Here is an 11,719-nt window from a genome sequence, read left to right on the forward strand (position 1 = left end):
AGGAGTAACAGATGCGACTGGGTATTCTCGATTGTGACCGGCTGGACCCCGATTTGGTGGGGGATTTTGGTCCCGTTTACTCCGAGATGTTTATCAAGGGTTTCCGGGCGTTGGCCCCCGAGCTGGAATTTCGGGTCTGGTCCGCCCTCGACGGCGATCTGCCCCTGGATCTGACCGAATGTGATGCCTGGCTCATTACCGGCTCGCGTCACGATGCCTACAGCGACATCCCCTGGATCCTGGCGCTGCGCGACTGGATCCGCCGGGCCCACGATGCCAACGTCAAGCTGGCCGGGGTTTGCTTCGGCCATCAGGTGATCGCCCAGGCGCTGGGAGGGGAGGTGATGAAGTCCACCAAGGGGTGGGGTCTGGGGGTGTCGGTCCATGCCATGCAGACGACAAAACCCTGGATGGCGCCGGGTCTGGACACCATCCGCATCCTGGCAAGCCACCAGGATCAGGTGGAGCAGCTTCCGCCGGGGGCGACCCTGCTCGCGGGCAACGACTTCTGCCCCAACTTCATGTTCCTGCAGGGGGATCACATCGTCGCCATCCAGGGGCACCCGGAATTCTCGGTGGCGTACAACCGGGCCCTGATCGAGCGGCGACGGGACAGGCTGCCCGATGCACATTACCAGAGCAGTCTCTCTTCCCTGGAAGGGGAGGTGGATTCCGCCACCATGATGCAGTGGCTGCTGCAGTTCCTCGGCATCCTGCCGATCGGGGCCGACGCGCGCTGAACCCCGTTTGTCATATCCACCGCGCTGATGCTAGATTTTGTAGCAAAATGAAGGATCAAGCGGCGATATGCCCAGTCCGGATGATACACTGGCCGCCATTTTTGGCGGCCTAGTCCATCGACGAGCGCCGCGTCAGTCTGTGAGGGGGCAACCTTGAAACTACAGCAGTTGAAGTATCTGATCGCGGTGCGGGACCACAATCTCAACGTCTCCGTTGCCTCCGATGCGCTCTATACCAGCCAGCCTGGGGTGAGCAAGCAGATCGGCTTGCTGGAGAGCGAGCTGGGGGTGCGCATCTTCGAGCGCCGCGGCAAGCACCTGCACCGGATCACCCCGGTGGGGGAGGAGATCATCAAGTGTGCCGAGGCCATGCTCAATATCGAGAGCAAGATCAAGGCCATCTCCCGGGAGTACCTGGATCCGACCGTGGGCACCCTCAACATCCACACCACCCACACCATCGCCCGCTACCTGCTGCCGAAAAGCGTCACCTACTTCACCAAAAAGTACCCCAAGATCTCGTTCCACCTGCATCCTGTGATGTCCGCCACCAAGGAGCAGATCAGCAAGGGATACTCGGATTTTTCCATCGTGGCCCACGAGATAGGCTTCGACAAGGAGCTGATCGCGCTGCCCGCCTACCTCTGGACCCTCTCCCTGGTGGTGCCCCAGGAGCACCCCCTGGCCAAGGTGAAGAAGCCGACCCTGGAGCAGCTCTGCCAGTATCCCATCCTGAGCTACGAGAGCGGCGCCACCGGGCGTCAAGTGCAGGACAAGGTGTTCCAGGCGGCCGGCCTCACCCCCAACTACTACATGACGGTGATGGATGCCGGCGTCATCAAGCGCTACGTGGAGTTGGGCTTTGGCATCGGCATCATCTCCTCCCTGGTAGCCAACGATAGCGATGCCCCCGGCCTCGTGGCCATCAATCTGGAGCACCTGTTCGAGCCCTGCCCGGCCCAGATCTGCTTCAGCAAGAGCATCCTCTTGCAGAACTACATGTATGACTTCATCAGCTCCTTCTCCCCCCATCTCACCAAGGAGATGATCCAGAACGTGATGCAGCAGCCGACCCAGGCGCGCATCGACGAGCTGCTGTCAGGGGTGGAGCTGCCCGTCTACTGATCCCGCTTCCGTTTCTGTGCCGGCACCCCGGGGTGTCGGCCTCCTCCCGCCGAGGTTTCCATGTCCCGCATCCTGCTGCTCGCCAATCTCAACTGTGATCATGTGCTCTCCCTGGCCGAACCCCTGGTGGCGGGGGCGCGGCTGCAATACGTGGATCAGGGGCGCAGGCTCGGCGGCGGCGCCGCCAATACCGGCATCGGACTGGTGTGGGCGGGGCACGAGGTGATCATCGCCTCCCGGGTCGGGCTGGACGACACCGGTGACTGGCTGCTGGAGCAGGCGGCCTCCTACGGCCTGGATTGCAGCCATGTGGAACGCTTTGGCGGCGAGACCGGCGAGCTGCTGGTGCTGGTGGACGCCACCGGTGAGCGCACCATCCTCAGGCGCCCACGTCGTCCGGATCTGCCGGGGGATCTGCCGACCGAAGGGGTGGACTGCCTCTATGTGAACTATCCGGGCACCGCCATCGTGGGCTACATGCGCCAGATGCTCGCCAAGAGTTTCGTGGTGGCCCAGTATCCCAAGGGGGGGCAGGCCCGCCGCCCCTGCCACGTGCTGGTGGCCTCCCGCTCCGATCTCGGCGAGGTGAGCGATCCCTGGCAGCATGCCCGCCAGCTCGCGGGGGAGCAGCTCGAATGGCTGGTGCTGACCGAGGGCAAGGCGGGCGCCGTGGCCATTCACGGGGAGGAGCAGGTCAGGGTGGCGGCGCGACCGGTCTCCGTGGTGGATACCACGGGGGCGGGGGATGCCTTCGCGGGCGGCCTCATCCACGGTCTTGCGCGGGGCATGGCCATGGCCGATGCGCTGCAGTGCGCCGTGGACTGGGGCGCCTTCGCGGTGGCCTCCGAGAGCTCCATCCCCTCCCAGGCGCTGCGCAACTGGCTGAAGCAGCCCCACTGAACTCGCCGGACAACGGCTCCGGCGATGGCAGAGGAGGTGGGGGGTTGTCGACGGAAACCGCCAAAACCCCTCGCTGAGGCGGCAAGTTTGCGATCAATCAAAGAAAGTGTCGATTTATGTACATCTTCGTCGACACCCGCCCAGGCTGCTCTTACCCTTGTGACTTCACGACTCGGTCGAAGAAGCCCATCCCGTGCGCACGCATGTGCAGACCCCCTCTTTGGCCACCGGCTGTCGTCCTGATTTCTGGCTTGTAGTAAGAGGCAAGTGCGACCATGCAACTGACACGATTTACCGACTACGCCCTGCGTACCCTGACCTTCCTGGCCATCCAGCCCGGTGATCGCCTGTCGACCATCACGGAAGTGGCCGACACCTTCGCCATCTCCCGCAATCACGTGGTCAAGATAGTGCATCAGCTCGGCATCAAGGGTTACATCGAGACGGTGCGTGGCAAGCATGGGGGCATCCGCCTCGGCCGTGCCGCCGTCTCCATCAACCTGCGCGATGTGGTGATGGACATGGAGCACGTGCTCTGCCCGGTGGACTGCAAGCGCGAAAACTGCCGTCTCTCCGGGGGCTGCCGCATCCAGGGCATTCTACGCCGCGCCATGCACGCCTTCCTGGAGGTGCTGGGGGAGTACACTTTGGCGGATGCGGTGCGGGATCCAACTCGTCTGTGCCACCTTCTCGGTATAGAGCAGGATAATATCCTGACCATGGCATGATGCCACGGTGAATGACAGAGGGGCCTGCGGGCCCCTCTGTCATTGCCAGCGATCAGAGCTGGGGCACAAGGGTGATGGCTCCGTGCAGACAGGCGAGGCCGCAAGCGCCGCAGCCATCGCAGGCGGCCATGTTGACGGTCACTCCCTCGCTGCCGACCTTGATCGCCTGCTGGGGGCAGGCATCTTCGCACAGCAGGCAGTAGTAGCCCTGACGGGCCTGGCAGCTCGCCTCTATCCTGACCCGGGTCTGCACCTGACGGCCGAGGCAGAGATCCAGTGCGCCCGTGGGGCAGGCTCTGGCACAGCTGCCGCAATAGCTGCACTGGCCACAGGCGAGATCCAGCACTGGGGTACCGGCGATGGGGCTGCCGTCATATTCGGGGCGATCGGCGGGTTTGATGAGGCCGTTGGGACACGCCTTGAAGCAGTCGCCACAACGGGTGCAGAGGGTGAGGAACTGGGACTCGTCGATGGCCCAGGGCGGGCGTGCCTCATGGCAGACCACCTCGGGTCTGCGGGGGCTCCCCCATGCGTGTGCCAGCCAGCGACAGAAAAAATGCGTCATGCCCACCTCTATACCTATTAGGGGTTAATTTTATCCAGTTTTGGGCCGGCAAGCCAGAGAATAGCGGCGGGCAGGATCGCAAGCCGGGTTGCCCTTGTGTAAGCTAGGCGGGTCTTTTTGCGGGATTGAATGAACTCATGTGGCTATTTCTGTGGCGTGCTTCTCTGCTCTATGTCTTCCCCCTGCTGATGTGGGCCTACTGCCATCTCAAGGGTATCGAGTTCAGTGAACTGGATACCGGGGTCAACAGCCACAAGTGGGTGGTGCTGGCGGCCTATCTGCTCTATGTGCTGATCTGGTTGCTGCTCAACCGCTATCTCGAACTCTTCCTGCGCCAGCGGGGGCGCCGATGACCCCGCTGCTGACCTGGTGGCCTGCCATGCTGGCTGGCGGGCTGGCGCTGCTGTTCGGCTGGTGGTGGGGGCGACGCAGCGGCCGTGAAGAGGCGCTGCTGCTGGAGGAGCGTTATCAGGGGTTGCAGGATCGCTGGGACGCGCTGCAGGACGAGAAGATGCTGGTTCAGCAGAAGCTGGATCAGCAGCAGACCCTGCTGCTCAAGCTCACCGCCCGTCTCAAGGAAGCCGAGGCGACCCTGCGCAGCGAGCGCATCGCCAGCGCCGAGAAGCTGCAACTGCAACAAGAGGCTGAACAGCGCCTCAGCCAGCAGTTCGAGAACCTCGCCAATCGTATTTTTGAACAAAATGCTGGAAACTTCCGCGAACTGAATCAGAACAGCATGGATCTCCTGCTGACTCCACTCAAGGAGCAGCTCGAGGGCTTTCGCCGCCAGGTGGGAGAGACCCACGCCCAGGAGACGGCCCAGCGCCACAACCTCAAGTTCGAGCTGGAGCGCCTTGCCGAGCTCAACGCCCGCATGACCGAAGAGGCGGCGGCGCTGACCCGGGCCCTCAAGGGCGACAGCAAGCAGCAGGGCAACTGGGGGGAGGTGGTGCTGGCGCGGATCCTCTCCGAGTGCGGCCTGCGCGAGGGGCATGAGTACCACACCCAGGTCAACATCGAGGTGGACAAGGGCAAGCGCTACCAGCCCGACGTCATCGTCCACCTGCCCCAGGAGAAGGACATCATCATCGACGCCAAGGTGTCGCTGACCGCCTATGAGCGCTGGTACAACGCCGCTGATGATCTGGAGAAGGCGGTGGCGCTCAAGGAGCACGTCGCCTCGGTGCGCAACCATATCCGCGAGCTGGGCCGCAAGGATTACCAGCAGTTGCCCGGGGTGCGCACTCTGGACTATGTGCTGATGTTCGTGGCGGTGGAGCCTGCCTTCCTCGCTGCCCTGGAAGCGGACCCTTCCCTGGTGCGCTACGGGCTGGAACACAACATCCTGCTGGTGAGCCCCACCAACCTGATGGTGGCGCTGCGCACCATAGAGAACCTGTGGCGCTACGAGCGGCAGAACCAGAACTCGCGCCAGATAGCGGAGCGGGCCGGCCGCCTCTACGAGAAGCTGCGGCTGTTCGTGGAGGAGATGCAGCAGATGGGGGGCAGCCTGCACAAGGCGCAGGAGAGCTACGACAAGGCGATGGGGCGGCTGGTCAACGGTCGTGGCAACCTGATCGCCCAGGCCGAGCGCTTTCGCGAGCTGGGGGTCGAGGTGACCAAGCCCTTGCCGGACGCGCTGGTGGACCGGGCGCTGGAGCGAGAGGAGTCGGCGGACTGAGGGGAGTCGTCATTCGCCGGGACAACGAAAAGGGCAGCCATTGGCTGCCCTTTTCGTTTCATGCAACAGCCTGGACGGCTGCTTATTGCTTCCAGAAGGAGGGGAAGAAGAGCACCGCCACCGTCAGGATCTCGAGGCGTCCCAGCAGCATGCCGAACGACAGTATCCACTTGGCCGCATCCGGCAGACTGGCGAAGTTGGTGCTGGGACCGATGACAGGCCCCATGCCCGGGCCCACGTTGGCCACGGCGGTGATGGAGCCCGAGATGGCGGTCAGGGGGTCCAGTCCGATGGCGGCGAGCAGGGCGGCGATGAGCAGGATGATGGCGAAGTAGACCAGCACGAAGGAGATCAGGGAGCGGATGATGGCGTCGTTGACCGGACGGCCGTTGTACTTCTGGGGAAACACGGCGGAGGGGTGCATCAGCTGGCGCATCTGTTTCTTGAACAGGGCGAAGGCCACCTGGACCCGAAAGATCTTGAGCCCGCCCGAGGTGGAGCCGGAGCAGGCGCCGAGTGCCAGCAGGATGATGAAGATAATGGTGGTGAGCGGGCCCCAGGTGCCGAAGTCGCCGAGTCCGAAACCCGTGGTGGTAAGCACGGAGACGATATTGAAGCTGCTGATGCGCAAGGCATCCATGAAGCCGTAGATGTCTCTCACCCAGAGATAGAAGGTGACGACCAGGGTCACCCAGACGATCAGCCAGAAGAAGCCCTGCACCTGGGCATCCTTGAACAGGCTGTTGTCACGGCGGGAGAGAGCCTGCACATAGAGCAGGAAGGGCAGGCCGCCGAGGAACATGAAGAGGGTGCCTATCCAGTGCGCCGCGTGGGAGAAGTGGGACATGGATTGATCGGAGGTGGAGTAGCCGCCGGTGCTGAGGGTCGTCATGGCGTGGTTGACCGCTTCGAACAGGTTCATGCCACTCACCCAGTAGGCGAGGAAGCAGAGCATGGAGAGTACCAGATAGACCAGCACTATGTTGTTGGCCACCGTTTTGGCGCGGGGGGCGCTCTTGTCGGACCAATCCGAGCTCTCGGTCTGGAACAGCTTCATGCCCCCGACGTTGAGGTAGGGCAGTACCGCCACCGCCATCACGATGAAGCCGACTCCGCCCAGCCACTGCAGGATGGATCGCCACAGCAGGATGCTGTGGGCCATGCCGTCGAGCCCCGACAGCACGGTGGATCCCGTGGTGGTGACCCCCGACATGGTCTCGAAGTAGGCGTCGGCAAAGTCGATATGGGTGATGAAGACGAAGGGCAGGGCCCCGAAGACGCAGGCGACCACCCAGACCGAGGTGGTGAGCAGGAACATCTCCCGCACGCCGAGGTGAAACTCTGCCTTGCGACCGTAATGGAGGCAGAGCAGGGCGGCACCATGGGTGATCAAGACCGACTTGAGAAATTCGACGAAACCTTCCGAACCGGTCAGCAGGGCCAGCAGGGTGGGCAGCCACATGAAGAGCGCCAGCTTGGAGAGTACCAGCCCGAGCGTGAAGACGATGGGATGCAGCTTGATCATGCAAGATAACCTGGTCGTTGATTGAAAAAAGACCCGGACCTTTCCTGAGAAAAGGGGCCGGGTCCGGATACCGTTGCCAGAGACATGGCCGGCTTACAGGAAGAAGGGACTGGGCTGGAACAGACGCTCCACTTCCGGGATGTACTTCTTGTCCACCAGGAACATCACCACGTGGTCATCCTGCTGTATCTGGGTACGATCGTGGGCGATCAGCACCTCGTCACCGCGCACCACTGCGCCTATGGTGGTGCCCGGGGGCAGCTTGAGCTCGCCCACCGTCTTGCCCACCACCTTGGAGGTGTTCTCGTCCCCGTGGGCGATCGCCTCGATGGCTTCGGCCGCCCCGCGGCGCAGGCTGTAGACGTTGGCGATGTCGGCACGGCGCACATGGGTCAGCAGGGCAGAGATGGTGGCCTGCTGGGGGGAGATGGCGATGTCGATGGAGCCGCCCTGTACCAGGTCCACGTAGGCGCCGCGCTGGATCAGCACCATGGTCTTCTTGGCCCCCATCTTCTTGGCGAGCAGGGCCGACATGATGTTGGCCTCATCCTCGTTGGTCACCGCGATGAAGACGTCGATCTGGTCGATGTGCTCCTCCGCCAGCAGCTCCTGATCCGCCGCATCGCCGCAGAAGACGATGGTGTGTTCCAGGTGTTCGGAGAGCTGCTCCGCCCGCTTCTGGTTGCGCTCGATGAGCTTGACGCTGTAGCGCTTCTCTAGCTGGCGGGCGAGGCCGGCGCCTATGTTGCCGCCGCCGACGATCATGATGCGCCGGTAGGGGCTCTCGAGGCGTTGCAGCTCCGACATCACGGCGCGGATATGGCCCGCTGCGGCCACGAAGAACACCTCGTCATCGGCTTCGATGATGGTGGTGCCCTGGGGGCGGATGGAGCGCCCCTGGCGGAAGATGGCGGCGACCCGGGTTTCGATGTTGGGCATGTGTTCCCGCAGGGTGGAGAGCGCATTGCCCACCAGGGGGCCGCCGTAATAGGCCTTGACCGCCACCAGGCCCACCTTGCCGTCGGCAAAATCCACCACCTGCAACGCCCCCGGATACTCGATCAGGCGACGCACGTAGTCGGTTACCAACTGCTCGGGGGCGATCAGGTGATCCACGGGGACGGATTCGGGCAGGAACAGGCGATCCCGCTCCACCAGATAGGCGGGGGACCGAATGCGCGCCACCTTGTTCGGGGTGTTGAACAGGGAGTAGGCGACCTGGCAGGCGACCATGTTGGTCTCGTCGCTGTTGGTGACGGCGACCAGCATGTCGGCATCCTGGGCGCCGGCTTCGCGCAGCACCCTGGGATGGGCGCCGTGGCCGTTCACCACCCGCAGGTCGAATTTGTCCTGCAGTTCGCGCAGGCGCTCGCTGTCGGTGTCGACGATGGTGATGTCGTTGTTCTCGCCGGCGAGATTCTCGGCCAGGGTGCCACCCACCTGACCTGCGCCCAGAATGATGATTTTCATAAGGCCATCTTACTCAAGGTTGTTGCTTCGTAATGAGGCGGCCCGTCACCGGGCCTGCCATCCGCCGGTTCGGCCTACAGCTTGATGAGCTTGGCATAGTAGAAGCCGTCCATCTCCGCCTCGCCGGGCAGGAACTGGCGACCCGGACAGGCCGGGGTGTCTTCTGCATGCAACGGCACCAGGCGGGCATCCGGGGTATCGGCCAGGAAGGCGCGGATCTGCTCCCGGTTCTCTTCCGGCAACACGGAGCAAGTGGCGTAGAGCAGGGTGCCGCCGTGCTTCAGCTTGCCCCAGAGGGCATCGAGAATGCGGCGTTGCAGCTCGGCCAGCTCGCGGATGTCCTGATCCCGGCGCAACCACTTGATGTCGGGGTGACGACGGATGACGCCGGTGGCGGAGCAGGGGGCATCCAGCAGGATGCGGTCGAACTGCCCCTGTGGCCACCACAGATCCGGCGTGCTGGCATCACCGTGGATCACTTGGGCCTGAAGGCCGATGCGATCCAGGTTCTCCTGCACCCGCTTGAGGCGGTTGTCGTCGGCGTCGACGGCAACCACGCCGGCAAGGGCCGGCTGGCGTTCCAGCAAATGGGCGGTTTTGCCGCCGGGGGCGGCGCAGGCGTCCAGCACCCACTCGCCTGGCTGGGGATCGAGCAGGGCGGCGGCCTGCTGGGCGGCACCGTCCTGCACCGAGCAGTCACCCTGCTCGAAGCCGGGCAGCTTTGTCACGTCGCAGGGGCGCTCCAGCAGGATGCAATCTTCCCCTTCCACACCGGCCATGGCCGGGATACCCACCTCGCTCATGCGGGCCAGCATGGCCTCGCGGCTCTGGCGCTGGCTGTTGTTGCGGATCCACATGGGCGGGCGCTGGTTGTTGGCCTCCATGATGAACTCCCAGTCATCGGGATAGGCCTGACGCAGGCGCTTGGTGAGCCATTCGGGGTGGCCGAGGCGGACGCTGGGAACGCGGTCGATGCGCAGCAGGATCACTTCGGCACTGCGCTGGAAGTTGCGCAGTACGCCGTTGATGAGGCCGCGCAGGGAAGAACCCTTGAGCAGCTTGACGGCGTTGACGGTCTCGGCCACGGCGGCGTGAGCCGGAATGCGGGTATAGATGAGCTGGTAGAGGCCGACCAGGATGAGGTAGTGGAAGATGCGGCTCTTGTTCTTGAGCGGCTTGTCCATCATCTCGCTGACCGCCGCATCGAGGCGGGGCAGCCAGCGCAGGGTGCCGTAGCAGAGTTCTTGCAGGAGGGCGCGATCGCGAGGGGCGACCTTCTCCTGGGCAGCAGGCAGAACGGCGGAGAGAGATTGGCCCTGATCCAGCACCTGTTGAATGACGAGAGCAGCCTGTGCGCGTGTTTTCATAGCGTTACCTTAGATGCACAAGTCGGGGCCAGGGCCCCGCTTGTGTCAATTCAATCCAGATCAAATCAGTTGCGTGCCAGGTTCAAACCAGTCGCGGCGAGAGTTGAGCAGATCCGAAACGGACATGGCCTTCTTGCCGGGAGGTTGCAGGGTTAGCAGGCGCAGCACCCCCTGACCGGTGGCAACCTCGATCCCCTGCTTGTCGGCCTTGAGCAGGGTACCGGCTGCCTGGCCGTGCGCCTTGGGAAGGACTTCGGCCTGCCACACCTTGACGGTCTGTCCGGCGACCTCGAACCAGCTGATGGGCCAGGGGTTGAAGGCGCGGATGCAGCGTTCGATGGCAATGGCGTCCATCGACCAGTCGATGCGGGCCTCTTCCTTGGAGAGCTTCTCGGCGTAGTTGGCCAGCGCATCGTCCTGGGGCTCGGCGGCGGTGTCGCCGGCAGCCATGGCGTCCAGGGTATCGACCAGTGCCTGCGGGCCCAGACCGGCCAGCTTGTCATAGAGGCTGACAGAGGTCTCATCACTGGCGATGGGGCAGGTTACCTTGCGGATCATGGCGCCGGTATCCAGCCCCACATCCATCTGCATGATGGTGACGCCGGTTTCGGCATCCCCCGCCCAGATGGAGCGTTGAATCGGGGCGGCACCGCGCCAGCGCGGCAGCAGGGAGCCGTGCACGTTGATGCAACCCAGACGCGGCGTATCGAGCACCGCCTTGGGGAGGATGAGGCCATAAGCCACGACGACCATCAGATCGGCACCCAGAGCGGCCAGTTCGGCTTGCGCCGCTTCATTGCGCAGGGAGGCAGGTTGATAGACCGGCAGATCGTGGGCCAGCGCCAGCTCCTTGACCGGGCTGGCAGTGAGCTTCTGGCCGCGACCGGCGGGCTTGTCCGGCTGGGTATAAACGGCGACGACCTCGTGGCCGGAAGACAACAACGCCGCCAGATGACGGGCGGCGAAGTCGGGGGTACCGGCAAAAATCAGTTTCAGCTTGTTCAATGGAGCGGATCCTCAGAGGACTTTGCGATCTTCACGGGCCATCTTTTCCAGCTTCTGACGAATGCGCTGGCGCTTGAGCGGGGACAAGTAATCCACAAACAGCTTGCCGACCAGATGATCCATCTCATGTTGTATGCAGATGGCGAGCAGATCGTCCGCTTCCAGCTCGAAGGTGTTGCCGTGGCGATCTTGCGCCCTGACCTTGACCCACTCGGCGCGCGGAACCAGAGCACGGTTGCCGGGCACGGAGAGGCAGCCCTCTTCGATGCCGGTGCTGCCGGACTGCTCCAGGATCTCCGGGTTGATCAACACCAGCTGTTCTTCGCGGTTCTCGGAGACATCGATGACGATGATGCGCTGATGAATGTCGACCTGGGTCGCAGCCAGGCCGATGCCTTCCTCCGCGTACATGGTTTCGAACATATCATCTACAATGTGTTGTAACTCGGGTGTAAAGGCTTCGACAGGGGCCGCGACTGTGCGCAGACGCTCATCGGGGAAACGCAATACATCTAGAATGGCCATAATTTTTTCTTTAGTTTCATATAAACGCAGTCAATATTGACGTAATTCTAGTCATTTACGCCGACAAAAAACAGCAACACTTTGCGTG

12 protein-coding genes are annotated in these 11,719 nt (G+C 63.2%); 6 read left to right on the top strand and 6 right to left on the bottom strand.

Annotated features, from left to right (window positions below; genetic code table 11):
* Positions 1-11: 11 nt before the first annotated feature.
* From I6L36_RS13690 to I6L36_RS13705, 4 genes are all read left to right on the top strand, one after another.
* Positions 12-740 (top strand): glutamine amidotransferase, encoded by a 729-nt coding sequence (locus I6L36_RS13690; protein ID WP_043153559.1) that lies wholly within the window; start codon positions 12-14, stop codon positions 738-740.
* A gap of 153 nt (positions 741-893) precedes the next feature.
* Positions 894-1,865 (top strand): LysR substrate-binding domain-containing protein, encoded by a 972-nt coding sequence (locus I6L36_RS13695; RefSeq protein ID WP_029313477.1) that lies wholly within the window; start codon positions 894-896, stop codon positions 1,863-1,865.
* A 60-nt stretch (positions 1,866-1,925) separates the two neighbouring features.
* Complete coding sequence (locus I6L36_RS13700; protein ID WP_041212154.1) at positions 1,926-2,765, top strand: PfkB family carbohydrate kinase; 840 nt, start codon at positions 1,926-1,928, stop codon at positions 2,763-2,765.
* 275 nt (positions 2,766-3,040) lie between these two features.
* Positions 3,041-3,493 carry an Rrf2 family transcriptional regulator gene (locus I6L36_RS13705; protein ID WP_010672499.1) on the top strand — a complete coding sequence of 151 codons (453 nt, stop codon included), beginning with the start codon at positions 3,041-3,043 and terminating at the stop codon, positions 3,491-3,493.
* A gap of 52 nt (positions 3,494-3,545) precedes the next feature.
* On the opposite strand, the gene I6L36_RS13710 is transcribed toward I6L36_RS13705, so the two are convergent.
* On the bottom strand, positions 3,546-4,058 hold the full coding sequence (locus tag I6L36_RS13710; protein WP_010672500.1) for a ferredoxin-type protein NapF: 513 nt from the start codon (positions 4,056-4,058) through the stop codon (positions 3,546-3,548).
* Positions 4,059-4,195: 137 nt separating this feature from the next.
* On the opposite strand from I6L36_RS13710, the gene I6L36_RS13715 reads away from it, so the two are divergent.
* Positions 4,196-4,411, top strand: coding sequence for a hypothetical protein (locus I6L36_RS13715; RefSeq protein WP_010672501.1), 216 nt, complete (start codon positions 4,196-4,198; stop codon positions 4,409-4,411).
* Positions 4,408-5,739, top strand: coding sequence for a DNA recombination protein RmuC (rmuC, locus tag I6L36_RS13720; RefSeq protein WP_053288835.1), 1,332 nt, complete (start codon positions 4,408-4,410; stop codon positions 5,737-5,739). The genes I6L36_RS13715 and rmuC overlap by 4 nt, the downstream gene beginning before the upstream one ends.
* 82 nt (positions 5,740-5,821) lie before the next feature.
* On the opposite strand, the gene I6L36_RS13725 is transcribed toward rmuC, so the two are convergent.
* From I6L36_RS13725 to def, 5 genes are all read right to left on the bottom strand, one after another.
* The gene (locus I6L36_RS13725) at positions 5,822-7,264 is read right to left on the bottom strand and encodes a TrkH family potassium uptake protein (protein ID WP_010672503.1); all 1,443 of its coding nucleotides are present in this window, start codon (positions 7,262-7,264) and stop codon (positions 5,822-5,824) included.
* 93 nt (positions 7,265-7,357) lie between these two features.
* Positions 7,358-8,734 carry a Trk system potassium transporter TrkA gene (gene trkA, locus I6L36_RS13730; RefSeq protein ID WP_010672504.1) on the bottom strand — a complete coding sequence of 459 codons (1,377 nt, stop codon included), beginning with the start codon at positions 8,732-8,734 and terminating at the stop codon, positions 7,358-7,360.
* Between the two features lie 74 nt (positions 8,735-8,808).
* Complete coding sequence (gene rsmB, locus I6L36_RS13735; protein WP_053288834.1) at positions 8,809-10,101, bottom strand: 16S rRNA (cytosine(967)-C(5))-methyltransferase RsmB; 1,293 nt, start codon at positions 10,099-10,101, stop codon at positions 8,809-8,811.
* 60 nt (positions 10,102-10,161) lie between these two features.
* Complete coding sequence (gene fmt / locus I6L36_RS13740; protein ID WP_053288833.1) at positions 10,162-11,106, bottom strand: methionyl-tRNA formyltransferase; 945 nt, start codon at positions 11,104-11,106, stop codon at positions 10,162-10,164.
* Between the two features lie 12 nt (positions 11,107-11,118).
* Entirely contained in the window at positions 11,119-11,631 is a 513-nt protein-coding gene (gene def, locus I6L36_RS13745) for a peptide deformylase (RefSeq protein ID WP_010672507.1), read from the bottom strand.
* Positions 11,632-11,719 lie beyond the last annotated feature (88 nt).

It is taken from the genome of Aeromonas sp. FDAARGOS 1406 (genome assembly GCF_019048565.1).
In the GTDB taxonomy this organism is placed as follows: Bacteria; Pseudomonadota; Gammaproteobacteria; order Enterobacterales; family Aeromonadaceae; genus Aeromonas; species Aeromonas caviae.